Origin of the sequence: Amycolatopsis sp. lyj-112 (genome assembly GCF_046549055.1) — a bacterium.
Taxonomy (GTDB): Bacteria; Actinomycetota; Actinomycetes; order Mycobacteriales; family Pseudonocardiaceae; genus Amycolatopsis.
Genome location: NZ_JAJPWS010000004.1, coordinates 158,564 through 183,245, shown reverse-complemented (window position 1 = coordinate 183,245; position 24,682 = coordinate 158,564). Strand labels below are relative to the sequence as shown.

Here is a 24,682-nt window from a genome sequence, read left to right as displayed (position 1 = left end):
GATTTCGTGAAAGTGGCCTTCGCGGCGCTCTCGGCCTCAGGCCGAATTTCTAGGTTGTGAAGGAGGCCTTCACAACGATCCCCGCAGGTAGGCGAGTGAGGGTGGCCGGAGAGTGGCCCTGCCACTCCCCGGTCGTCCACAAAGGACACCGAATGCGCCGAATTGTCCGATTGATCGCCAATCGTCTGGATTTCGAAGTCCGTGAGGGCCACCTTCAGGGACTCAGAGTCCCTGAAGGTGGCCCTCACGTACCTACCGGAACATCACCTGGCACCCCATGCTCAAGGCCACCGAAGCCACAACCCCCAGCCCGATCACGCCAACTTCACGTCCTGGACTCGCGGCCCGCCGGGCGTGGTCGGCTTTCCCGAGGCGATCGATCACTCACGATCCGCGGCACCGAAACCTAATACCAACTTCACGGAATCACTCAGCTAGGCCTGGTCAGGCCCCTGATGGCCGCGGCCGATCCGCCGATCGGCCCAGGCTCCTTCCTTCGACGTGGCCTGAATCACCGGTGTCGGTCCCTCGCAATGTCCGGTTTGACAGCTAGCTTAGGCAAGGCTAAGCAAAGGGACGTGGGGTGGTTCGGGGTGGACGGGATCGAGGGCAAGGTCGCGCTCGTCACCGGTGGTGCGCGCGGGATCGGCAAGGCCGTCGTCGACGGTCTGGCCGAGGCCGGTGCGATCGTGGCGGCGGTGGACCTGGTGGACGCCGGGCCTTCCCGGAGCGGGGTGACGTCCTTCGTCGCGGACGTCGGGGATCCCGCGGCCGTGGCGAGGGTCGTCGACGAGGTCGAGCGTGAACTCGGGCCGATCGGGATCGGGGCGTCCGTCGCGGGCGTGCTGAAGCCGGGGTCGGTGGTCGAGACCAGTGACGAGGACTGGGCGGCGACCTTCGCGGTCAACTCGACCGGGGTTTTCACCGTGCTCCGCGAGATTTCGCGGCGGATGTTGCCTCGCCGCAGCGGCGTGCTGGTGACGGTCGGGTCCAACGCGGCGGGCGTGCCAAGGAGTGGGATGGCCGCCTACGCCGCTTCCAAGGCCGCGGCGACGATGCTCACGCGCTGCCTCGGCCTGGAACTGGCGGGCTCCGGAATCCGGTGCAACATCGTCTCTCCCGGCTCGACCGACACCGATATGCAACGTCTACTGTGGACGGACGAGAACGGCCCGGACCGGGTCATAGCGGGAAATCCGGAGCAGTTCCGGGTCGGTATCCCGCTCGGCCGCATCGCCGACCCGGCCGATATCGCCGACGCGGTCCTGTTTTTGGCCTCGGATCGCGCGCGGCACATCACCATGCAGAACCTCTACGTGGACGGCGGGGCGACGCTCCGGGCCTGATATCGATGGGGCAACGGAGACTTCTCGGGGCCATATGATTAGGTTAGGCTAACCAAAAAAGGGTGTTCGGCGCGTCCGGGGGTCGCGTTCCGCGCCGGCTTACGGCATTGCGCTACGGCATGAGTGCACACATGGTCGGTTGTATTTGCGAAAGGGAATCCTGTCGTGTCCTCACCTGCACCGGCTCGACCTAGGCCGGTCCACCAGGCGGCCGATCTGCTGGCGGCGTACCTGCCCGGATCGTTCTACTACTCCTCGGCGCGGGGATCACTGCTGGCCGACGGGGTCTACGCCCCGGTCCACGAGGCGCCGGGCAAGCGTGCCCGTGCCGCCGCCGAAATCCTCGACGCCGCACTAGTGGCGGGGGTGACCGAACCGGTGGTGGCCGGAGCACTCGGGTTCCGGCCCGATGCCCCGAGCAGCCTCGTGGTGCCCGCCGTGGTGCGCCGTGCCGGTGCGCCGGGACCCGGCCGTCCGGTGGGCCCGCTCGGCGGGAGCGGCTGGTCGCTCACCCCGCGGCCCGCGCCCGAGGTCTACACCGGCGCCGTGAGCCGCGCGCTGGACCTGATCGACGACGGTGATCTGCGCAAGATCGTGCTGGCCCGGTGCCTCGACGTCACCGGCGGCGACCCCGTCGCCGTGCCGCGGCTGCTGGCCCGGCTGGTGCACGCGGACCCGGCGGCCCACGCTTTCGCCGTCGACGTCAGCGCACCGGGGGACGCGGTGCCCCGCACCCTCGTCGGGGCCAGCCCGGAACTGCTGGTCTCCCGGCGCGGCTCGGTGGTGACGGCCAACCCGCTGGCAGGGTCCCGCCCGCGGGTCACCGACGAAGCCGAGAACGCCCGCCGGATCAGCGATCTGCTGGCGTCGGAAAAGGACCGTGCCGAACACGCCCACGTCGCCGCGCAGGTGGCCGAAGTGCTGGGCCGGTTCTGCGTCGACCTCGACGTCCCGGCCGAGCCCGAGGTGATCGGCACACCCACCATGTGGCATCTGTCGACCCGTGTCACCGGCCGGCTCGCCGATCCCTCCGACGCCGGTTCGTCGGCGCTCGCGCTGGCCGAGGCCCTGCACCCGACCCCTGCCGTCTGCGGGGTGCCGACCGTGCTCGCCCGCGACACCATCGCCGCGCTCGAACCCGAAGACCGAGGCTATTACTCGGGTCTGGTCGGCTGGACCGGCCCGGACGGCGACGGCGAATGGGTGGTCACGATCCGCTGCGCCGAGGTCCGCGACCGGACGGTGCGTCTGTTCGCCGGCGCAGGCGTCGTCGCGGGTTCCGACCCGGAGGCCGAACTCGCCGAGACCGGCGCGAAATTCGGCACCCTGCTGCGCGCGCTCGGCCTGGAAGGAGCGGTGTGAACCAAGACGAGATGAACTCGGACCACGTCGCCTGGCCGCCCGAGACCGCCGCACGCTACCGCGCTTCGGGGTATTGGCGAGGACAGACTTTCGGCGCGCTGCTCACCAGCCTCGCCGACGCCTACGCCGAACGTCTCGCCGTGATCGGAGAGACCGAGCGCTGGACGTTCGCCGAACTGGACGAGCGGGCGCATCGCCTCGCCGCCGGGTTCGCGGGAGCCGGAATCGGTGCGGGTGACCGGGTCGTCGTGCAGCTTCCGAACGTTCCCGAGTTCGTGTCCGTGGTCTTCGGGCTGTGGCGAGCGGGCGCGCTCCCCGTGTTCGCGCTGCCCGCGCACCGGGCCAGCGAACTGCGCCACTTCGCCGAGCAGAGCGAGGCGGCGGCGATCCTCACCATCGGCGAGCACGAACGCTTCGACCACGCGGCCATGGCGCGTTCGGTCGCGGCCGGAATCCCTTCGGTACGAGAGGTCTTCGTCGTCGGGACCGGCGAATTCGCCGAACTGGAGGCGACAGCGCCGCGTGCGCTGCCGGACCCGGATCCCGCCGGAGTGGCGTTCCTCCAGTTGTCCGGGGGCAGCACCGGGCTGCCGAAGCTGATCCCGCGCACCCCCGACGACTACCTCTACAGCGTCCGGGAGAGCGCGCGGATCTGCGGACTGCGCCCGGAAAGCGTGTACCTGGCCGCGTTGCCGGTCGCGCACAACTTCCCGCTCAGCTCGCCCGGCCTGCTCGGCGCGCTGCACGCGGGCGCGGCCACGGTCTTGGCCCCGCGCCCGGACGCCGACACCGCGTTCCGGCTGATCGAAGCCGAAGGCGTCACGATCTCCGGGCTGGTGCCGCCGCTCGCGGCCGCGTGGACCCAGGCCGCTGCCCGGACCACCCGCGATCTGTCCTCTTTGGACGTCCTCCTGGTCGGCGGCGCCAAATGTGCCCGGGAACTGGCCGAGAAGATCGGGCCCGCGCTGGGCTGCCGTCTGCAGCAGGTGTTCGGCATGGCCGAGGGCTTGGTCTGCTACACCCGGCTCGACGACCCGGACGAGTACGTCCTCGCCACGCAGGGACGGCCGATTTCGCCGGACGACGAGGTCCGCGTCGTGAACCCGGACGACCCACTGTCCACTTCGGACGATGTGGTCGCACCGGGCGAGATCGGCGCCCTGCTGACCCGTGGCCCGTACACGATCCGCGGCTACTACCGCGCTACCGAACACAACAAGACGGCCTTCACCTCGGACGGTTTCTACCGCACCGGGGATCTGGTGCGGCAGCACCCTTCGGGACATCTCGAAGTGGTCGGCCGGGCCAAGGAACAGATCAACCGCGGTGGTGAAAAGGTGGCCGCGGAAGAGGTCGAGAACCATCTGATGGCCCACCCCGGCGTACTCGACGCCGCCGTCGTCGCGGTGCCCGACCCGTACCTGGGCGAGCGCACCTGTGCCTACGTCGTTCCCGCTGCCGGGGCCGAGCCGGACGCCGCACAGCTGCGCCGCTTCGTGCGTGAGCGCGGGGTCGCCGCGTTCAAGGTGCCCGATCTGGTCCAGGTGGTGCCGGAGTTCCCGGTGACGGGCGTCGGCAAGACGAGCAAGCGCGAGCTGCGAGCGGCACTGGCCGCTCTGGCAAAGGAGAGGTGAAAGTCGTGTCACTGCCCAAGATCAGTTCCTACCCGTTGCCGACGGAGGCCGAGCTGCCCGCCGGGCGGGTCGGCTGGAAACCCGACCCCGCGCGCGCCGCTTTGCTGGTGCACGACGCCCAGCGGTACTTCCTGGCGCCGTACGAGGGTTCGCCCGTCCCCGAGATGGTCGCGAACATCGCCGCGCTGGCCGACGCCGCCCGCGCGGCGGGGGTGCCGGTGTTCTACACCGCCCAGCCCGGCCACCAGGCCGCCGAAGAACGCGGACTGCTCACCGAGTTCTGGGGTGACGGCATCGGCGCGGTCATCGAGGACGACCCGAGTGCCGCCGACGTCGTCCCGGAACTCGCCCCGAAACCCGGCGACTCAGTGCTGACGAAGTGGCGCTACAGCGCCTTCCAGCGCAGCACGTTCACCGAGCAGCTCGCCGAAGCGGGCCGCGATCAGCTGCTGATCACCGGTGTCTACGCGCATATCGGCTGCCAGGCCACCGCCGTCGAGGCGTTCATGCGTGACATCCAGCCGTTCCTGGTCGGCGACGCGGTCGCGGACTTCTCCCGCGAGCGCCACGACCAGGCGTGCGAATACGTCGCCCAGCGCTGCGGCGCGCTGACCACCACCGCCACCGCGCTCGCCGCGCTGGCCCCGATCCACGCCGGAGCAAGGTAATGAGCACCGCATCACTGACCGTCGAGAAGATCCACGCCGACGTCGCCGAACTACTGGGCTGCGACCCGGCCGAGCTGAGCCCGGAGACCGACCTGACCGACCTCGGGCTGGACTCGATGCGGATCATGGGCCTGGTCGAGCAGTGGCGCGGCGCCGGAGCGGACACCCTGGAGTTCGCCGATCTCGCCGAGCAGCCGAACCTCGGTCACTGGACGAAGCTCCTCGCCGGGAACGCCGCGTGAGCCGCGCCGACCACCGTCACCGCCACCTCGAACGCATCGCCGAGGTCCGCGTAGGCGAGCACGCGGAGAAGGTGGGCTACCCGATCCGCGTCCGGCAGGCCGAAGTCGTGCGCACCGAGATGATCGGCTCCGGACTGGTTCGCGTGACCCTTGGCGGACCTGGCACGGCCGGGTTCGAGGCGCATTCGCCCGACGAACACGTGAAGCTGATTTTCCCGGAGTTCGACTCGGAGCCGAGGCTGCCGGAGCCGAACGGCGACATGCTGCGCTGGCCGAAGCCGTTCCCGACGACGCGTGAGTACACGGTCCGCCGCTACGACCCGGCCTCCGGGGAACTCGACCTCGACGTCGCGCTGCACGACGGTGGGCTCGGCGCTGACTGGGCCAAGGCCGTCACGCCGGGTACGCCGGTGCACGTCGCGGGTCCGCCCGGCGGGCTGATCGTGCCGCACAACTACGACCGCTACCTGCTCGCCGGTGACCTCACCGCCCTGCCCGCGATCGCGCGCTGGCTGGAGGAACTGCCGCGCACCGCCGCGGGTTGGGCGTTCATCGAGGTCGCGGGCGCGGCCGAGGAGATCGAGCTGTCCGCGCCCGAGGACGTCGAAGTGCACTGGCTGCACCGGGGTGACGCCGCGCCGGGCACCACCGACATGCTCGCCCTCGCGGTACAGACGATCGAGGTTCCGGCAGGCGAGCGGCTCTATGCCTGGGTCGCCGGTGAAGCCGGGCAGATCAAACCGCTGCGCCGCTGGCTCAAGAACGACCTCGGGCTCGGCAAGGCCGACCACGACGTCACCGGCTACTGGAAACTCGGCGTCGCCAACTTCGACGACGACCACGACCACTGATCCCCACCCACTGAAATAACGAGGAAATCCCATGCGCACCACCAGAACCCGCCGCTTCGCCGGAGCGATCGCACTCGCGTTGACGGTCGTGACCGCGGCCACCGCCTGTGGCTCCGGCGACGACGGCAAGGCGGCCGACGGCGGCCAGACCCGGGTGTTCGCCGCCGACAACGGGCAGATCACCATCCCGGTCTCGCCGAAGCGGGTCATCGCCACCGGGTACGCCGTCCCCGCGCTGCTCGAAGCGGGCGCGCCGCTGGTCGGCGTCTCCAGCTGGAAGCGCGGCATCCCGCTGTTCAACGAGCAGGAGCGCAAGAAGTACGACGAGCTGGCGAAGGTCGCCGGCGAGACGGCGGCGGAGACGAACTACGAGGCGATCGCGCAGGCCGATCCCGACCTCATCGTCATCGGGGTGCCGAAGCCGGTGCTCGCCGACATCGACATCAAGCGCCTCGAAGCCATCGCCCCGGTAGTGGCGATCGGCCCGTCGGTACCGTCGATGTGGCGTGAACTGTCCCGCAAGCAGGCCGACGCCGCGGGTGCGGCCGCCGGGTTCGATGCCGTCAAGACCGCTTACGACACCAAGGCCAAGGGACTGGCTGACAAGTACAAGGCCGTGCTGCCGCAGCTGAAGCTCGGCCACGTCGGCGCCTACGGCGAGGTCGCGAAGGGCAACTTCCAGCGCGAGTTCAACGGTTCGTGGGGCACCAATGCCGCCCAGGACGTGGGCGCCACCTACTACGGCCAGGTCAAGGTCAAGGGCGGCGGCTCCAAGGACGTCAGCGAGTACCCGTCGATCGAAGAGCTGCCGACGGCGTTCGCCGAGGCCGACGCGATCACCTACTCGGTCAGCGCCGACGGTGCCGTGCCGGCGCCGGTCAAATACGTCCTCGAATCGCCGCTGTGGAAGGAACTCCCCGCGGTGAAGGCGGGCAAGGTCTACGCGTTCCGTTACACCGAGGCCGCCACCTACCGGGCCGCGACGTCCACTTTGGACGCCATCGACCAGGCGTTCACGCCTCTGCTCAAGAAGTGACCACCACCGGGCGGTCCGCGCTGCTCGGCGGCGCACTGCTCGGGCTCGTCGTGGTCGCCGTGCTGAGCGTCGGCATCGGCGCGCACGCCATCGCTCCCGGCGAGGTCGTGCGCGCCCTGCTGGGCGACGGGAACCCGAGTGACCGGGCGATCGTCATCGACATCCGGATGCCGAGGGCGGTGCTCGCGGTCGGCGTCGGCGCGGCACTCGCCGTCGGCGGCGTGCTCGTGCAGGCCCTGTCGCGCAACGCTTTGGCCGAACCCGGCGTGCTCGGCGTGACCGCGGGGGCCGGGTTCGCCATCGCGGTGGGGTCGGCTTTCGGGCTCACCGCTTCGGCTCCCGCCGAACTCGGCCTGGCGGTGGTAGGTGCGGTCGGCGCCGTGGCGCTGGTCTACGCGGTCGGCAGCCGGTCGCCACTGCGGCTGGTGCTCGCCGGGACCGCGCTGAGCGCCGTGCTGCTGGGCCTCACCCTCGGCCTGCGGCTGCTGTTCCCGGACACCTTCGACGTCTACCGGTTCTGGTCGGTGGGTTCGCTGGCAGGCCGTGAACAGGCACCGACCACGATCCCGCTGATCGTCATCGGCCTGTCGCTGCTGGGCGCGTTCGTGGTGAGCCGTCAGCTGAACGCCATCGCGCTCGGCGAGACGGTCGCGCACACGCTCGGCGCCAACGTCGCCCGTGTCCGGGCGTTCACCTTGCTGCTGATCACGCTGATGGCGGGCGCGGCCACCGCGCTGGCCGGGCCGATCCTGTTCGTCGGGCTGATCGTGCCGCATCTGGCGCGGCGGGTGGCGGGTGCGTCGATCCCGTGGCTGATCGCGTTCGCCGCGTTGCTCGGCCCGGTCCTGATGCTGGCCGCGGACGTCGGATCCCGGGTCCTCCTGCCGACCGGTGAGGTGCCGGTCGCGATCGTGACCGCGTTCCTCGGCGGCCCGGTGCTCATCTGGGCCGTCCGCAAATACGGGGCGGCGCCGCTGTGAATACGACAACTGTGACCACCGCATTCGTTCTGCGGCGCGGGCGGTTCTCCGCCCGGCTGGAACGCCGCACCCTCTGGTTCCTCGTCGCGATGATCGTGGTCATCGCCGGGCTGACGCTGCTCGGGCTCTGCTACGGCGCGGCGTGGGCGAGCCCCGCCCGCGTGTTCGCCGCGCTCACCGGTTCCGGTGGCGGCCCTGGGGTGGTCATCCGCGAATGGCGCCTGCCCCGGGTCCTGGCCGGGCTGGTGTTCGGCGCCGCGCTCGGGCTGGCCGGCGCGATCTTCCAGAACATCACCCGCAATCCGCTCGGCAGCCCGGACGTCATCGGTCTCGACGCCGGCGCCTACACCGGCGCGCTGGTCGCGATCACCGTGCTGTCGGGGACTTCCACGCAGCTGACGATCGGTTCGGTGCTCGGCGGCGTGATCACGGCGGCCGTCGTCTACGCGCTGTCGCTCGGCGGCGGGTTGTCCGGGCTGCGGCTGATCGTCATCGGCATCGCGATCAACGCGATGCTGACCGCGTTCAACTCGTGGATCGTCCTGCGCGCCGAACTGGAGGTCGCGATCGCGGCCGTCGGCTGGCACGCCGGTTCGCTCAACGGTGTCGGCTGGGACGACGTCGCCATCCCGTTCGGGGTACTGGCGGTGCTGTTCACCGTGCTGTTCACCAGGGCACCGTCGTTGCACCAGGCCGGGCTCGGCGGCGAACTGGCGGTCACCACCGGCGTCCGCTGGGACCGGCTGCGGCTGCATCTGGTGCTGATCGGGGTCGGCTGCACGGCCACGGTCACCGCCGTCGCCGGGCCGATCGCGTTCATCGCGCTGGCGGCGCCGCAGATCGGGCGGCGGCTGGCCCGCACTCCCGGTATCGGCCTGCTTCCCGCCGCGCTCACCGGCGCCGTGCTGCTGACGGGCGCCGATCTGGCCGCTCAGATGCTGCTGGCGCCGGTCTCACTGCCCGTCGGTGTGGTCAGCACCGTGATCGGCGGCGGATATCTGATCTGGCTGCTCACCAAGGAGGTTCGGCGCACATGAGTGCCCGTTTGACCGCGCGGGATCTCACCCTGCGCTATGGCGACCGGATCGTTTCGACCCGGCTGAGTCTCGATGTGCCCGACCGCGCGTTCACCGCCGTCGTCGGGCCGAACGCCTGCGGCAAGTCGACCCTGCTGCGCGCGTTCGTCCGGCTGCTGCGGCCCGCCGAGGGCGAGATCTCCTTCGACGGCAAGGAGGTCGGCTCCTATCACGGCAAGGGACTGGCGCGGGAACTCGGTTTCCTGCCCCAGGATCCGGTCGCGCCCGAGGACGTCCGCGTCCGCCAGCTGATCGCGCGAGGCAGGTTCCCGCACCAGTCGTTGTTCGCCTCCTGGTCCGAAGAGGACGAACGGGCGGTGCTCGAGGCGATGACCGCGGCCGGGGTGGCGGGGCTCGCCGACCGGCCGGTGCAGGAGCTGTCCGGCGGCCAGCGTCAGCGCGTGTGGGTGGCGCTGGTGCTGGCGCAGCGGACGCCGTACCTGCTGCTGGACGAACCGACGTCGTTCCTCGACATCGCGCACCAGTACCAGCTCCTGCAGTTGCTGGCCCGGCTGCGCGACGAGGGCCGCACGGTGATCGCCGTCCTGCACGACATCAACCAGGCCTGCCGCTACGCCGATCACCTGGTCGCCCTGCGCGACGGCCGGATCGTGGCCGAAGGCGCCCCCGCCGACATCGTCGACGCCGAGCTGATGAAAGAGGTCTTCGATCTCCCCAGCGTCGTCGTGCCCGACCCGGTGACCGGCACCCCGATGGTCGTGCCCGCGCTGTGAGTCCGGCGGCCGCGCGACCCCGAAACAGGAGCACGAAATGAGCAACGGCCTCGCCCTCACCGGAGCCCAGCTGGGTATCTGGACCGCGCAGCGACTGGAGCCCGACTCGCTCTACTACGTCGTCGGCGATGTCGTCGAGGTCCGTGGTGAGAGCCCGATCGACACCGTCGTGCTGGCCGAGGCGATCCGGGCGACCGTCGAGGAGGCGGACAGCCTGCGGCTGCGTGTCTTCGAGACGCCGGACGGCCCGCGTCAGGTGGTGTCCACTGAACCGGTGCCGCTGCCGGCCGTGGTGGATCTGCGCGGTGAGGCCGATCCGGTGGCCGCGGCGCATCGCCGGGTGGAGGCCGAACGCCGCCGGACGGCCGAGGCATGCCGCGAAATGGTGGAGCGGCCGCTCTTCGCTCATCTCGTGCTGCGGCTCTCGGAGTCGGAAGTGTGGTTCACGCAGCTCGGGCATCACCTGGTGTTCGACGGCTACACCGCGGCGATGCTCGCGCGCCGCACCGCGGCCCGCTATACCGCTGTCCTGAACGGAAAGGACGTGCCGCCCACGACGTTCTCGCCGCTCGCCGACCTCGTCGAGGCCGACGGCGCCTATCGGGCGAGCGAACGGTTCGAGCGTGACCGGGAGTACTGGCGCTCGCGCTTCACGCCGTTGCCGGACGTCGACGACGGCGGTGGCGCGTCGGGCCCTCCCGAAGCCACGGTGACCGCGCGGTCGGTCCTGCCCGCTTCGGACGTGGCGCGGTTGCGAGCCTTGGGCGAACGGGCCGGGACGACCTGGGGTGACGCGCTGATCGCCTGCTACGCCGCGTTCCTGCACCGCGTGCTCGGCTGGACCGATGTCGTGTTCGCGATGCCGTTGATGTGCCGTGAAGGCAAGGCCTTGCGGACACCGGCGATGGCGGTCAATGTGCTGCCACTGCGGGTTTCGGTACGTCCGGACGACGAGCCGGCCGCGCTGGTCGCCCGGGTGACCGGTGCGCTGAAGGAGATGCGCACGCACCAGCGCTACCGCGGTGAGGACCTGCCGCAGGATCTCGCGGTACCGGGCGCGGGAGCGCTGCTGCACGGCCGAGGCATCAACCTCAAGGCCTTCGACCTCAAGCTCGACTTCGCGGGCGCGCACGGCACGATGCGCAACGTCGCGGGCGGGCCGCCCGAGGACATGGGCCTGTCCGTGCTGCCCACCGCGGAGGGCGGGCTGCTGCTCGGCTTCGAGGTCGACGCGGCCACCCACGACCAAGCGGCCGTCGACGCGAAGCTGACCGCGCTGCGCTGCCTGATCACCGCGCTGACCGCACCGGACGGCCCGCTGATCGGGGGCGCCGACCTGGTCCCGCCGGGGGAGCGGACGGCTCTGCTGGACGCGTGGGCCACCCCCGCCCCGGCCGGTGAACCGGTCGGGGTGCCGGAACTGCTGGACGAACTGTCCGTCCATTCCGGACAGACCGCGCTCGTCTTCGGTGACGAACGGCTGACCGCCGGGGAACTCGTCACACGCGTGCACCGGCTCGCGCGGGTCTTGCGGGCACACGGCGTCGGCCCGGACGACGTCGTCGCACTCGCCCTGCCGCGGTCGGCGGATCTCGTCGTCGCGCTGCTGGCCGTCCTCGACGCCGGTGCCGCGTTCCTGCCGCTGGACCTCGCCCACCCGGCGGAGCGGCTGCGGGAACTGGCCGCCGAGGCCGGGGCCGTACTCACCGTGTCCTCCGGCGCCGCCCTGGTGCCCGGGCCACAGCTCCGGCTGGACGAAACCGATTTGTCCACACTGGACGGATCGCCACTGTCCACTGAGGAACTGGCTGCGCCACGCCATCCGGAACACCTGGCCTACGTCATCTTCACCTCCGGCTCGACCGGCCGCCCCAAGGGGGTACTCGGCCGCGTCGGCGGGCTGGCGACCCTGCTGCACCACCACCGCGCGACCACGGTCGCCGAGACCGAACGGGCCGCCGGACGACGGCTGCGGGTGGCGCACACCTATTCCTTCGCCTTCGACTCCGCGCTCGACCAGCTGATGTGGCTGCTGTTCGGGCACGAACTCCACGTCTATAGCACCGATGTCGCCCGTGACGCCGACGATCTGCTGGCCGCCTTCGCCCGCGACCGGATCGACGTCGTCGACACGACGCCGTCGATGGCCGCGCCGCTGGTGGACGCCGGGCTCCTCGACGGCCCGCACCCGCCTGCACTGCTCGTCCTCGGCGGCGAGGCGACCCCGCCCGCTTTGTGGCGTCGCGTCGCGGAATCCGGTGTCCCCGCCCGCAACATGTACGGTCCGACCGAGGCCACTGTGGACGGTTCCGGGTCCTGGCTGGACGACGGCGAACCCACCATCGGCGCCGCCGTCCCGGGCACGGCGGTCCGGGTCCTGGACGCCGCGTTGCGGCCGGTGCCCACGGGAACGCCCGGTGAGCTGTACCTCGCCGGACCGCACCTCGCCCGCGGCTACCTGGGCAGGCCGGACGCGACGGCAGAGAGGTTCGTCGCGGACCCGTTCGGCGCACCCGGCGAGCGGATGTACCGCACCGGAGACCTGGCCCGCTGGGTGCCGGGACGCGGTCTGGAGTACCTGGGCCGCCGCGACGGCCAGGTGAAGGTGCGCGGCTACCGCGTCGAACTCGGCGAGGTCGAGGCCGCGCTGGCCGCTGTTCCCGGCGTACGCGCGGCGGCCGCGGCCGTGCGCGGACCGAGACTCATCGGCTACGTCGTCGGTGACGTCGTCGCGGACGACGTCCGGGCGAAGCTCGCCGACCGGGTGCCCGAGCACCTCGTCCCGGCGGTGGTGGTCGTGCTGGACACGCTTCCGTTGACCCCCAACGGAAAGATCGACCGCGCGGCACTGCCCGCCCCGCGTGCGGCGGCGGGTGGCCGGGCCGCGGGCACCGAACGCGAACGCCTGCTGTGCGCGACCATCGCCGAAGTGATCGGCGTCGACGAGGTCGCCGTCGACGACGACTTCTTCGCCTTGGGCGGCGACAGCATCACCGCGATCAGCGTCAGCAGCAGGCTCCGCGCCCACGGTCTCGACCTCCGGCCGCGGGATCTGCTGGCACGACGTAGTTTCGAGGCACTCGCGGCGGCGAGCCGCGAGATCGGCGGCCCGGCGGATGTTCCGGACGAACCCACCGGCGCGGTGCCCGCCCCGCCGATCGTCCGCGCGCTGCTCGACCCGCATCCCGACGTCACGGCCGTGGCCGGGTACGCGCAGTGGACCGCGTTGCGGCTCGATGAGGAACTCCCGCTCGACGAGCTGACCGCCGGCGTGCAGACGCTCCTGGACCACCACGACGTCCTGCGGCTGCAAGTAGAGGACGAAGTGCGGGTCCGTGAACAGGGGGCCGTGCGGGCCGCGGACGTGGTCACCGAAGCCACCGGAGACCCGGCCGACGTCGCCGGGGAACTCGCCGCCTCGCTCGACCTCTCCGCGGGCGACCTGGTCCGGATCGCGTTGCTGCCGGCCCACCTGGTGATCGTGATCCATCACCTGGCGATCGACGGCGTCTCCTGGCGGATCCTCCTGCCCGACCTGCGCGCCGCGTGCGCGGGCGAAAGCCTTGAACCTGCCGGGACGTCGTGGCGGCGGCACGCGCTCCGCCTTGCCGAGCAAGGGGCTTCGGGCGCCCGGCACGGCGAACTCGGTCACTGGCGCCGCGCCGTGGACGGTCCGCGTCTGGGCCACCGCCCGCTTGACCGGGCCACCGACACGGTCGTGACCGCACGACGGTCGGTCACCGTCGCTTCGCCGGAGCAGACCGAGGCGGTGCTCACCGGTCTGCCCACCGCCTACCGCGCCGGGCCGGACGACGTGCTGCTCGCCGCGCTGGTGCTCGCCCTGCGGTCGTGGCGGGACGCCCCGGCCGAGGCGGAAACCGTGTCCCTGGAGGGCCACGGCCGCGATCAGAACGGACTGGACCTGTCGCGTACCGTCGGCTGGTTCACCGCCGAGCATCCGCTGCGCGTTCCCGCCACGGCGGTCGCCGCGACCACGGACTTCGACGACGCGCTCGCGGGCGGGGACGCGGCCGGGAATCTGGTGCGGGCCGCCAAGGAGGCCAAACGCTCGGTGCCGGACAACGGCGTCGGGTTCGGCGTCCTGCGTTATCTCGATCCGCTGACCCGGGACGAACTCGCCGCCGTCCCGCCGCCGGACGTCGTCCTGAACTACCTCGGCCGGTTCGCGCCGCTGGCGGGCACTGGCTGGCGGCTGCCCGAGGAAGACCCGTTCGCGGTGACCGAGCCGTCGGCGAAGTCGCTGGAGCAGGTGTTGGCGCTGAACTGTTTCGTCCGCGAGGACGGCCGCCCCCGGCTCGCCGTCGAGTGGACCGCGGCCGGTGCGGTGCTGTCCGCGGAAAGCGTTGCGGCACTTCAGGAAGCGTGGGCGCGGGCACTGGACGCGCTCACCGCGCACGCCGCCCGGATCGGCCCCGACGGCGGCGGGCTCACGCCGTCGGATCTGCCGCTCGTCGGCCTGGACCAGACCGCGATCGACACACTGGAACGCGGCGGCCGGATCGAGGACGTCCTGCCCGCGACCCCGTTGCAGACCGGGCTTTCGTTCCACACCCTGGCGCGCGGCGACGAGGACACCGACGTCTACGTGGTGCAGGCGATGACCCTGCTCAGCGGCGAACTCGACGCCGAACGGATGCGCGAGGCCGTGGCGGAACTGTTGCGCCGCCACCCCGCTCTGCGCGTCCACCTGCACACCACCGACGCGGGCGAGGTCGTCCAGGTGGTGCCCGCGGCGGTGTCACTCGACTGGCGGCACGCCGACCTGACCGGGACGCCGGAAGCCGTCGAGGCCGAATGCCGAGCCGAACTGGCCCGCCCGTTCGATCCGGCGACCCCGCCGCTGATCCGGTTCCTGCTGCTGACGCTCGGCCCGGACGAGCACCGGCTGGTGCTCACCAACCATCACGCGCTGCTCGACGGCTGGTCGATGCCGCTGGTCGGCCGCACCCTGCTGGCCACCTACGCCGAACTCGGCGGCGGCCCGGCCGCGCCGGTCTCCCCGCCGCTCTCGGAGTACCACAGGGTTCTAGGCGACCGCGATCCGGACGCCGCGCTGGAGGCCTGGCGTGCGGCGCTGGCCGGGCTCGACGAGGGAACCCGGCTCGCTCCCGCCACCGCCGAGTCCACTGTGGACCGTCCGGAGCGGGTCATCGTCGAACTGGGCGGGAAGTTCAGCGAACGGCTGCGTGCCTTTGCCCGCGAGCGCGGGGTCACCCCGACCACGGTGTTCCAGACCGCGTGGGGTGTCCTGCTCGCCCGGCTCACCGGCCGCCGCGACGTCGTCTTCGGCTGCCCGGTCTCCGGACGGCCCGCCGACGTCCCCGGCGTCGAGCGGATGATCGGTCAGCTCGGCAGCACGATCCCGGTCCGGGTGCGGTTCGACGCCGCCGACACCGCGGTCACCGTGCTGGACCGCGTGCACACCGAAAGCGTCGAGCTCACCGATCACCACCACGCCGGGCTGCCCGGCATCCAGCGCGTGGCCGGCGTCGGCGACCTGTTCGACACGATGCTGGTGATGGAGAACTTCCCGCTCTCCAGCCGCGCCCGCACCACGTTGGCGCCCGGCCTCGATCTCGTCGGCGTCGACATCACCGACGCTACGCACTATCCGCTCACGGTGATCGTGCTGCCCGGCGACGAGTTCACCGTCGGCCTCGGCTACCAGCCCCAGGCCTTCACGAAGGACGAGGCCGAGGCGTACGGCCGCTGGCTGCGCGCCGTACTGCACGAGATCGTCGCCGATCCGGCGCGGCCGGTCGCGCGCCTGCGAGCCCTCGACACGGACGAGGAACGCGCGATGCTGCGCCTCGGCGAGGGGCCGGAACCGAAGCGTGAACGCGGCGGCATGCTGGAGGAGTTCGGCCGCTGGGTCCGCGAAACCCCGGACGCCGAAGCCGTCGTGTGCCGGGACCGCAGCCTGACCTACGCGGAACTGGACCGGCGCGCCAACCGGCTCGCGCACGCGCTGATCGACGCCGGGGTGAAACCGCAGGACCCGGTCGCGGTCCTGCTGCGCCGCGACGTCGACCTCGTGGTCGCCCTGTTCGCCGTGGTCAAGGCCGGTGCGGTGCATGTGCCGATGGACCCGGACTACCCGGCCGACCGGCTGGCGTACATGCTCGGCGACATCGCGCCCGCGGCCGTCGTGTCCACTTCGGACCCCAGCGCCGGAGTGCCGGTGGTGAACCCGGACGCACCGTCCACTGAGGACACGGACCCGGTGGAGGCGCGCAGGCGGATCACCGAGGACTCGCTCGCGTACGTCATCTACACCTCCGGTACCACCGGCAAGCCCAAGGGTGTCGCCGTGCCGCACCGCGGGATCCCGAGCCTGATCTCGTTGCAGGAGGACATCGTCGGCATCGGTACCGCCGAGCGGTACCTGCACTTCGCCTCGACCAGTTTCGACGTCGCGTTCTGGCAGTTCATGTTGCCGCTGCTGTCCGGTGGCACGTCGGTGATCGCGCCCGAGGAAGTGCGTGTCTCCGGTGACGATCTGCTGGCCTACGCCGCCGGACACCGCGTCACCGGGCTCAACCTGCTGCCGTCGTTCCTCTCCGCGATGCCCGACGACGCGACCGTCGAGAAGGACGTGTTCTTCGTCGTCGGCGCCGAACGGCTCGACCCGGAACTGGCGCGGCGCTGGGGAAACCGGCGTGCGCTGTTCAACGCCTACGGCCCGACCGAGGTCACCATCAACTCGGTCACCTGGCACTACGACCCGGCCGACCCCGGCCCGCTGCCGATCGGCCGCCCGGACCCGGAGGTCCGCGCGTACGTGCTCGACGGCGGCCTGCTCCCGGTCGGTACGAACGTCACCGGTGAGCTGTACCTCGCCGGGCCGAAGCTCGCACAGGGGTACGTCGGCCGCGCCGCGCTCACCGCGGAACGGTTCGTCGCCGATCCCTTCGGTCCGCCGGGGGAGAGGATGTACCGCACCGGCGACCTGGTCCGCTGGCGGCCGGACGGCCAGATCGTCTTCCTCGGCCGCGCCGACCACCAGGTCAAGCTGCGCGGGTTCCGGATCGAACTCGGCGAGATCGAAACGGCGCTGGCCGCGCACGAGGACGTCCGCGCCAGCGCGGTGATCGTCCGGGAAGACCGTCTGGTCGCCTACTTCGTCCCGGTCGACGGCACGGAACCCGACCCGGCCGCGCTGCGCGAGTACCTCGCCGCGGACATGCCCGCCTACATGGTGCCGACCGCCCTGGTCTCGCTGGACCGGCTGCCACTGGGCCCGAGCGGCAAACTCGACCGGGCCGCGTTGCCCGCTCCGGACGCCCGCACCGACGGCGGAAGGGAACCGGCCACCCCCGCGGAAGCCGTGCTGCTGCGGGTGGTCCGCGATCTGCTCGGCCCCGGCGTCGCCCTGGACGACGGTTTCCTGGAAGCGGGCGGGGACAGCATCGCGTCGCTGCGGGTGGTCTCCCGTGCCCGGCGCGAGGGGCTGCACTTGACCGCGCGCGACGTCCTCGAAGGCGGCACGGTCGCCGGGATCGCTGCGCGCTGCGGCGAACCCGAACGGTCCGAGGAAGCTCCCGCCGTCGGCGACGCTCCGCTCACGCCGATCATGCGCGATCTCTTGCGGCGCGCGGAAAAGGCGGCCGACGGCTTCTGCCAGTGGGCCGAGATCTGTGTGCCCTCGGCCGGCGACGTGGCGCGGTGGCGCTCCGTGCTCGACACCATCCTCGCCCGCCACGACGTCCTGCGCGCGCACCTCGTCGAGGACTTGCTGCGGATCCCCGACGTCGGCGCGGTGACCGGCGCCGACGTGCTCACCGCCGTCCGCGCACCGGACTCCGCTGACCTGCGTGCGCTGCTCGACGCCCACGTGGAGCACATCCAGGCAGCGCTCGACCCGCGCACCGGGCCGCTGCTGCGCGCGGTGCTGGTGGACGCCGGCGAGGACCGGCCGGGCAGGCTTTTGCTGGTGGCGCACCATTTGGTCGCCGACGCGGTGACCTGGCGCGTGCTGCTCGACGACGTCGAACAGGCCTATCACAGGAACCCGCTGCCGCGGCGCGGGCAGTCGTTCCTCGGCTGGGCCCGTTCGCTGCGGGCCGCCGTCCCGCACCGCCAGGACGAACTGCCGTACTGGCAAGGAATCGCCTCGGCGCCGTCGGCAAGGCTCGGCCGCACCGATCTCGACCCGGCCCGCGACACCGTGGCGACCGTGCGGCACCACCGGATCGACCTCGGCGCGGAGACGACCCACGCCGTGCTCACCACGCTGCCCGCGGCCTACCGCACCGGCCCGGACGCCGTGCTGCTGACCGCGCTCGCCCGCGCCGTCGCCGAGTGGCGCGGGACCGAAGCCGACCTGCTCGTCGCCGTCGAGAGCCACGGGAGGCCAGGGCATACCCCGGACTTCACCGGCACTGTCGACCTGGCGCAGACCGCGGGCTGGTTCACCGCCGTGCACCCGGCCCGGATCGCCCCGCCCACCGGACCGGTCCCGGACGCGCTGCGGGCGGTCCGCGATCACCTGCGTGCCGCCGGCGACGGTCTCGGTCACGGAATCCTCGGTGTGGAGGGCACCCGGCCCGAGGTCGCCTGGAACTACCTCGGCCGGTTCCCGGCGGCCCCGGTCGCCGAAACGCCTTGGCGGCGACCGCCGGACGCGGACCCGCTCGGTTCGGGCGGTGGCGCGGAACTGCCGCTGCCGCACGCGCTGACGGTGAACGCGATGGTCCCCGACGGCGGCACGCTCGGCGTCCGCTTCACCTGGCCCGCCGCGCTGTTCACCGACGACGAGATCGCGGCACTGGGGGAGTGTTTGCTCCGAGAGCTGGACGAACTCGCCGCCGACCTGCCGGGCCCGGGCGAGATCCTGCCGCTGACCCCGCTCCAGGAAGTGATCCTGCGCGAGTCCCGTTCCGCGAGCGAAGACCCGTACCCGGTGCAGGCCGCGTTCGCGCTGTCCGGAGATCTCGACGTCGAGGCCCTTCGCGCGGCGGCGTCGGCGCTGGTGCGACGGCACCCGAACCTGGCCGCGGTCTTCCCGCCCTCCCACGAGGTCCAGGTCGTCCCGGCGGTTCCTGGAGCCGGCTTCCGGGTCCGCAAAGTGTCCGAAGTGGACGCCGAGCGGGTGCTGGACGAGGAGCTGGCGGAGCCCTTCGATCTGGCCGCCGGACCGTTGTGGCGGGTCACCGTGCTGCGGCACGCACCCGGCCGCCACCGGCTCATTCTGACCAGTCACCACCTGCTCTCCGACGGCTGGTCCGCGCCGCGCATCCTCGCCGAACTGTTCGCGCTGTACGCGGGAAAGCCACTGCCGGAGCCGGTTCCGCTGGCCCGGTACACGCGGCGGCTCGCCGCCCGTGACCACGCCGCCGATCTCCGGGCCTGGCGGACGGAACTCGACGGCCTGCCCGAAGGCGATCACCTGCCGCGCACCGGCGGGACGGCCGAGCCGGTGCTGTTCACCGTGGACGGTCCGCTGGTGATGGAGCTGACCCGGCTGGGCGCGTCACGCGGGCTGACCGCCAACACGCTGCTGCAAGGGGCCTGGGCCGCTGTGCTCGCGACCAAAGCCGGGCGCACGGACGTCTGCTTCGGGGTGATGACCTCGAACCGGACGTCCGAAGTGGACGGTGTCGAGGAGATCATCGGCCTGCTGGCCAACAGCGTCCCGGTCCGCGCGCGGTTCACCGGCACGCTCGCCGCGGCGCTGGCCGACCTGCAGGCACGGCAGCAGGCGATGGCCGGGCACCACGAGATCGGCCTGCCCGAACTCGCGACGCTCACCGGGCGCGAGCGGCTGTTCGACAGCCTGCTCGTGTTCGAGAACTACCCGGTGGACCCGGCGAAGCTCCGCGAACCCGCACCCGGGCTCACCGTCACCGGGACCCGGTTCCGGGAACGGACGCACCATCCGGTGAGCGTCACCGTCGTTCCCGACGAGCACGGCTGGGAGGGCGTTCTGTACGCGCGAGACGGGGACGCCCGATCCTTGGCCGACCACCTGGTCCGGTTCCTGCACGACCTGCCGTCCCGGCTGGACGGCGACGCGAGCGCGTTCGTGGGGCAGCCGTGACCGCGCGGCCGATCGACGGCGCGTTGTGGCGCACCGCGTCGGTGCTGGTGCTCGGTACGTTCATGGCGACGCTGGACAGCACGATCGTCTCGCTCGGCGTCGACACCCTCGCCGAGGAGTTCGGCGCCCCGGTCACCGGTGTCCAGTGGGTGACGACGGCCTACCTGCTGGCCGTGGTCACCGCGGTCCCGGCGTCGGGCTGGCTCGCTGACCGGTTCGGCGGCCGCCGGGTGTGGCTCACCGCGATCGTGGTGTTCCTGCTGGCGTCGTTGTTGTGCGCACTGGCGCCGACACTGCCCGCGCTCATCGCCTTCCGTGTCCTGCAAGGGCTCGCGGGCGGCCTGCTGCCGCCCACCGGTCAGGCGTTGCTGGCGCGCGCCGCCGGGCGGGACCGGATCGGCCGGGTGATCAGCGTCGTCGGCCTGGTGCCGCTGCTGTCCCCGGTACTCGGCCCGCTGGCGAGTGGCTCGATCCTCACGGTCGCCGACTGGCCGTGGCTGTTCTACGTCAACCTCCCGGTCGGGGTGGTGGCCGTGATCCTGGCCCTGCGCTGGGTCCCGGCCGGCGAACCGGGCAGCCGCGGCGATCGGTTCGACTTCCGGGGCGCGCTGCTGCTTTCACCGGGTCTCGCGGTACTGGTCTTCGGGCTCACCTGGTTCGAGCAGGGCGACCCGGTGTTCGCCGGAACCGCTGTCGCGGCGGGGATCGTGATGCTCGCCGCGTTCGTCCGGCACGGACTGCGCGCCGAGGCGCCGCTGCTCGACCCGAGGCTGTTCGCCAAGCCGCCGTTCGGGGTCGCGGCGCTGGCGCTGGTCCTGCTCGGCGCGTCGGTGTTCGGCACGATGTTCCTGCTCCCGCTCTACCTCCAGCGCGCCGCCGGACTGTCCACTTGGGACACCGGGTTATTGCTGGTGCCCCAGGGCATCGGCGCGGCCGCCGGGTCGGTGCTGGTGAACCGGCTCGTCGACCGGATCTCGCCGCGCACCCTCGTGCTCAGCGGTATCGGGCTGGTCGCCCTCGGCACCGCGCCCTTCACCCAGCTCGGTCCGGGGCTCCCGGACTGGATGATCGTGGTTTCCCTGCTGTTACGCGGTTTCGGCGCGGCACTGATCGGCGCGCCGGTGATGACCATCGTGTACCGCCGGGTCGAACCCGCCCGGCTGCCCCGGGCGGCCGGGGCACTGAACCTGCTCAACACGCTCGGCGGCTCGATCGGCACCGCGGTGCTGGCCGTGGTGCTGCAGGCCCGGCTGGCCGCCCGCGGCCCGGATGTCGCCGCGGCCTTCGCCGACTCTTTCTGGTGTGTTCTCGGCCTCGCCGTCGTGGCGGTCGCCGGTGCGACGCGGCTGCCCCGGGCCGGTGCGGCCGCCCCCGACAAGGAGAAAGGTCATGCGGATGCCTGACCAGGACACTCTGCCCAGTCCGGCCGAAGTCGCCACCGGCGGAGGTGCCGTGCCGGAGGACATAGCCCGGCACCGCGAAACCGTCGCGAACGTGCTCGCCCGGCGCGATTCCCGGCTGCTCGTCGTCGTGGGACCGTGTTCGGTGCACGACCCGGCGGGCGGGCTCGAGTACGCCCACCGGCTCGCCGACGTCGCCGCCCGGTTCGCCGACGACCTCGTCGTGGTCCTGCGGGCCTACCTGGAGAAACCGCGCACGATCTCCGGCTGGACCGGCCTGATCCCCGACCCCACCCTCGACGGCAAGGGAGACCTCGCCTCCGGTATGCGGATCGGACGGCGGTTCCTGGTCGACGCCGCCGCCACCGGGCTGCCGCTGGCCTACGAGTTCGTCGACCCGTTGCTGGCGCCGTACATCGCGGACACCGTCAGCTGGGGCGCGATCGGCGCCCGGACGGTGGCCAGCCAGCCCCACCGGCATCTGGCGTCGTGGCTGCCGATGCCGGTCGGGATGAAGAACTGCGTCTCGGGGCGGCTGGACACCGCCGTCGCCGCCGTCCGGGCGGCCGGCCTGCCGCACGTGTTCCCGGGCGCCGCCCCGGACGGACGGCTCCGGATCCTGCGCAGCGCCGGGAATCCGGACGCCCACGTGGTCCTGCGCGGCGGCCCGAAACCGAACCACCACGCGCACGCCGTCGCGGACGCCCTCGACGCGCTGACCGCCGGGGGCCTGCCGCACCGGCTCGTCGTCGACGCCTCACACGGCAACAGCGGCAAGGACCACAACCGGCAGCCGGTGGTCGTCGCGGATCTGGCGGACCAGATCTCGGCGGGCAACGACGCGCTGGCCGGCGTGATGATCGAGTCGTACCTGTCCGACGGCAGACAGGACGTCGGACAGGTGCCGCCCCGGCCGGACCTGAGCATCACGGATGCCTGTCTCGGCTGGGAACGGACGGTGCCGCTCCTGGAGTCGCTGGCTTGCGCGAACGCGGTACGCCGGATCAGCTCGCCACGAAAGGTCGGCGCTTTGTGACGCTCGCTAAGGGTGCCGCGAAAGCCACTTTCGGGGCATGCGCTGCCCTGAAAGTGGCTTTCGCGGCTTCCTCCACGGGGTCTTGAGGTGGTGGTTCCGCTGGCCGGTGCGTGGGTAGCGAACACGCGTGATTGGAGGGACATCACGCGTGCTCAGACGGACGGCGAGCGTGGTCAGATGAAAGCTCTCAGAGCGCTTCGAGAGCCTTCGTCATCGTCGGCACCAGTTCGTCGCCGAGCTTCTCGAACTCCCGCTTCAGCAACGGATCCGCGAGTTTCGCCAGCCCGTGGAACTTGATGGTGGCGTGGTAGCTGATGGTCGTCACGCCGCCTTCTTCGGTCACCGTCAGGTCGTCGGTCGACGTCGCGGTCTTGTTGCTGCCGACGAAGACGATCCGGCCGGGTTCGAGCTGTTCGAGGCGGTAGGTCAGTTCCGTCTGCTTGCCGCGGAACTCCGACACGTTGTGCCACTGCGATCCCACGGCGATCGGGCCGCCGCCCTCGCGCGTGCAGGACACGGTCCCGGGATCCCACGCCTCGGCGTGGGCGAAGTCCTGGAGGTAGTCGACGACGGTCTGGCCGGGGGTTCGGACGGTGATCGTCCGGTGCACGTGGACCACCTGGCCAACGGTACGCAGGTGTCCCGGGACCTGCAGAACGGTCAAGCCCTGAACGGTCAAGCACAGGCCGGGCCCGCCCAGTCGGGAGCGGGGTTCTTCGCGCCCGGGCCGCCGGGGCCGGTCGTGTGGGTGCTTTCGCCGACCTCGCCCCAGGCGCCGCCGTAGCGGAACCACGGCCTGGTGCGGGCGTCGTGCGCCGTCGTGGTCTGCCAGACGGCGCCCTTGCCGGTGTGGTCGGAGAACCCCAGGGCGGTGGGGAAGTCACCTTCCCGCGGATAGCTCGCGTGGGTGCCCCGGGCGGAGAACACGATCGGATGGCCGTTGCTCTTCGGTGCCGACGACCACGGCTTGACGCACGAGTCGCCGTGCCCGAAGTAGGCGACCGTCACCGGCTTGTCGTTCGCGTCGAGCCGGAGGGCGACGCGTTCCCAGTCGCCCTCGTGGTTCTGCACGAGCGGCCCGTTGTTGTACGGGTAGAACATCCAGTAGGTGATGAAGTTCTTGGGCTCGTACTCGTAGTACACCGGCGCGCTCGTGCTGCCGACGCCGCGACGGCCGTTGTCCAGATCGAGGTACATGCCGTCGCGGGCGCCCATTTCGTGCGGGCGGACACGTCCGTTGCTGGCATAGAAGGTGCCCGAGTCCTTGCAGCCCGGCCAGCCGCCCTTCTTCTGGTGCCGGTACGAGCCGTCGCCGAGCCCGGCCGCGTTCACGCTGCCTTGCCCGGCGAGCTGGTGATCGCTCGGGCAGGGCGCGGAATGCGACCACTTGAGCGCGGAGTGCTGGACGAACTGCTCCGCGTCCACCGGCCGGTTCTGCTCGTCCGGGGCGAGGTAGACGTACGGCGTCAGGGTCCGGGGGACCGGCGCCGGGGCCGCCTCGGCCACCGGAACCGCCAGTCCCGCCATCAGCATCGCGGCCACCAGTGCGCGCATCGGTCCTCCTTCGTCGGAGGACGATCTTGGACCGCGCCGCTAACTTTCCGCTAAGGGGCTACTTCTTCCAGACGATCGGGTCGTCCTTGTAGGTGTCGCCGTCGCCGAAGGTCGCGCCGCCGACGTCGTTGCCGTCCTTGACCGCTTGGAGCTCGCAGGTGTCGTAGGTCGCGCCGGCCCTGGTGAAGTCCTTTTTCGCCGTTTCGGACTGGCAGTTCGGGGTCTCACCGGTGATGATCACGCCGGTGCTGCGGCCGTCCGGGCCCACCGCGCGCAGCCGCACCGTGCTGTAGGCGAGGTCCGTGCCGCCGACGTTCTCCACCGAGAGCCGGATGTAGACCGGAGTCATGCCCTTGGCCTTGTCGCCGTACTTGGCGAGGTCGTCCTTCGGGCCCAGCTCGATCGACTTGACGGTGATCGCGACGGTGCCGTTCTTGTCGGTGCCGTACTTGAACGGGACGACGGCGCGGTCGCCGACCTTGAGCTCGGAGCCGGGAGCGGTCGCGTCGGCGTTGCCCACGGGGAGGGTGCCGCTGGTCGCGGGAGCGGACGACGGTGCCGACGTGGGAGCCGGGGCGGGAGCCGGGGAGCCGTACTCCTTCTCGCCACAGGCGGACAGCAGCAGCACGGCGACGCAGCCGGTGGCGAACAGGGCGATGCGGTCGGACTTCATGGATCTCCTCGGACTCCCCGCCGAATAGGC

16 protein-coding genes are annotated in these 24,682 nt (G+C 71.6%); 13 read left to right on the top strand and 3 right to left on the bottom strand.

Annotated features, from left to right (window positions below; genetic code table 11):
- Window positions 1–593 precede the first annotated feature (593 nt).
- The 13 genes from dhbA (at window position 594) to ACLJRL_RS16615 (ending at window position 22,425) form a co-directional block, all read left to right on the top strand.
- Window positions 594–1,346 carry a 2,3-dihydro-2,3-dihydroxybenzoate dehydrogenase gene (dhbA, locus tag ACLJRL_RS16675; protein WP_410657436.1) on the top strand — a complete coding sequence of 251 codons (753 nt, stop codon included), beginning with the start codon at window positions 594–596 and terminating at the stop codon, window positions 1,344–1,346.
- A 165-nt stretch (window positions 1,347–1,511) separates the two neighbouring features.
- On the top strand, window positions 1,512–2,708 hold the full coding sequence (locus ACLJRL_RS16670) for an isochorismate synthase (RefSeq protein ID WP_410657084.1): 1,197 nt from the start codon (window positions 1,512–1,514) through the stop codon (window positions 2,706–2,708).
- An 11-nt stretch (window positions 2,709–2,719) separates the two neighbouring features.
- The gene (locus ACLJRL_RS16665) at window positions 2,720–4,342 is read left to right on the top strand and encodes a (2,3-dihydroxybenzoyl)adenylate synthase (RefSeq protein WP_410657435.1); all 1,623 of its coding nucleotides are present in this window, start codon (window positions 2,720–2,722) and stop codon (window positions 4,340–4,342) included.
- A 5-nt stretch (window positions 4,343–4,347) separates the two neighbouring features.
- Window positions 4,348–5,010: an isochorismatase family protein gene (locus ACLJRL_RS16660; protein ID WP_410657083.1), complete on the top strand. Its 663-nt coding sequence runs from the start codon at window positions 4,348–4,350 to the stop codon at window positions 5,008–5,010.
- Window positions 5,010–5,252, top strand: a complete 243-nt coding sequence (locus ACLJRL_RS16655) for a phosphopantetheine-binding protein (RefSeq protein ID WP_410657082.1) — start codon at window positions 5,010–5,012, stop codon at window positions 5,250–5,252. Before ACLJRL_RS16660 ends, ACLJRL_RS16655 begins: the two co-directional genes overlap by 1 nt.
- Complete coding sequence (locus ACLJRL_RS16650; RefSeq protein ID WP_410657081.1) at window positions 5,249–6,103, top strand: siderophore-interacting protein; 855 nt, start codon at window positions 5,249–5,251, stop codon at window positions 6,101–6,103. Before ACLJRL_RS16655 ends, ACLJRL_RS16650 begins: the two co-directional genes overlap by 4 nt.
- Before the next feature lie 31 nt (window positions 6,104–6,134).
- Window positions 6,135–7,139, top strand: a complete 1,005-nt coding sequence (locus ACLJRL_RS16645) for an ABC transporter substrate-binding protein (RefSeq protein ID WP_410657080.1) — start codon at window positions 6,135–6,137, stop codon at window positions 7,137–7,139.
- Window positions 7,136–8,119, top strand: coding sequence for a FecCD family ABC transporter permease (locus ACLJRL_RS16640; RefSeq protein WP_410657079.1), 984 nt, complete (start codon window positions 7,136–7,138; stop codon window positions 8,117–8,119). The genes ACLJRL_RS16645 and ACLJRL_RS16640 overlap by 4 nt, the downstream gene beginning before the upstream one ends.
- An 11-nt stretch (window positions 8,120–8,130) precedes the next feature.
- Entirely contained in the window at window positions 8,131–9,156 is a 1,026-nt protein-coding gene (locus ACLJRL_RS16635; protein WP_410657078.1) for a FecCD family ABC transporter permease, read from the top strand.
- Window positions 9,153–9,929, top strand: coding sequence for an ABC transporter ATP-binding protein (locus tag ACLJRL_RS16630; RefSeq protein WP_410657077.1), 777 nt, complete (start codon window positions 9,153–9,155; stop codon window positions 9,927–9,929). Before ACLJRL_RS16635 ends, ACLJRL_RS16630 begins: the two co-directional genes overlap by 4 nt.
- 37 nt (window positions 9,930–9,966) lie before the next feature.
- Entirely contained in the window at window positions 9,967–19,989 is a 10,023-nt protein-coding gene (locus tag ACLJRL_RS16625) for an amino acid adenylation domain-containing protein (protein ID WP_410657076.1), read from the top strand.
- The gene (locus tag ACLJRL_RS16620; protein WP_410657075.1) at window positions 19,986–21,392 is read left to right on the top strand and encodes a DHA2 family efflux MFS transporter permease subunit; all 1,407 of its coding nucleotides are present in this window, start codon (window positions 19,986–19,988) and stop codon (window positions 21,390–21,392) included. Before ACLJRL_RS16625 ends, ACLJRL_RS16620 begins: the two co-directional genes overlap by 4 nt.
- A complete protein-coding gene (locus tag ACLJRL_RS16615; RefSeq protein WP_410657074.1) occupies window positions 21,379–22,425 on the top strand; it encodes a 3-deoxy-7-phosphoheptulonate synthase in 1,047 nt (348 codons plus the stop codon). Before ACLJRL_RS16620 ends, ACLJRL_RS16615 begins: the two co-directional genes overlap by 14 nt.
- A gap of 187 nt (window positions 22,426–22,612) precedes the next feature.
- Here ACLJRL_RS16615 and ACLJRL_RS16610 read toward each other — a convergent pair whose 3' ends face one another.
- Genes ACLJRL_RS16610 through ACLJRL_RS16600 form a run of 3 tightly spaced genes read right to left on the bottom strand, consistent with a single transcriptional unit; the run spans window position 22,613 to window position 24,652 of the window.
- Window positions 22,613–23,044, bottom strand: coding sequence for an SRPBCC family protein (locus ACLJRL_RS16610; RefSeq protein ID WP_410657434.1), 432 nt, complete (start codon window positions 23,042–23,044; stop codon window positions 22,613–22,615).
- A 56-nt stretch (window positions 23,045–23,100) separates the two neighbouring features.
- Window positions 23,101–23,979: a hypothetical protein gene (locus tag ACLJRL_RS16605; RefSeq protein ID WP_410657073.1), complete on the bottom strand. Its 879-nt coding sequence runs from the start codon at window positions 23,977–23,979 to the stop codon at window positions 23,101–23,103.
- Window positions 23,980–24,037: 58 nt separating this feature from the next.
- Complete coding sequence (locus tag ACLJRL_RS16600; protein ID WP_410657072.1) at window positions 24,038–24,652, bottom strand: hypothetical protein; 615 nt, start codon at window positions 24,650–24,652, stop codon at window positions 24,038–24,040.
- Window positions 24,653–24,682: the final 30 nt, after the last annotated feature.

Bases quoted from the DNA above. Each gene is read 5' to 3' on its own strand.
- ACLJRL_RS16615 (WP_410657074.1), top strand. From the start codon at position 21,379: ATGCGGATGCCTGACCAGGACACTCTGCCCAGTCCGGCCGAAGTCGCC.
- ACLJRL_RS16665 (WP_410657435.1), top strand. From the start codon at position 2,720: ATGAACTCGGACCACGTCGCCTGGCCGCCCGAGACCGCCGCACGCTAC.
- ACLJRL_RS16630 (WP_410657077.1), top strand. From the start codon at position 9,153: ATGAGTGCCCGTTTGACCGCGCGGGATCTCACCCTGCGCTATGGCGAC.
- ACLJRL_RS16605 (WP_410657073.1), bottom strand. From the start codon at position 23,979: ATGCGCGCACTGGTGGCCGCGATGCTGATGGCGGGACTGGCGGTTCCG.
- ACLJRL_RS16600 (WP_410657072.1), bottom strand. From the start codon at position 24,652: ATGAAGTCCGACCGCATCGCCCTGTTCGCCACCGGCTGCGTCGCCGTG.
- ACLJRL_RS16625 (WP_410657076.1), top strand. From the start codon at position 9,967: ATGAGCAACGGCCTCGCCCTCACCGGAGCCCAGCTGGGTATCTGGACC.
- ACLJRL_RS16645 (WP_410657080.1), top strand. From the start codon at position 6,135: ATGCGCACCACCAGAACCCGCCGCTTCGCCGGAGCGATCGCACTCGCG.
- ACLJRL_RS16655 (WP_410657082.1), top strand. From the start codon at position 5,010: ATGAGCACCGCATCACTGACCGTCGAGAAGATCCACGCCGACGTCGCC.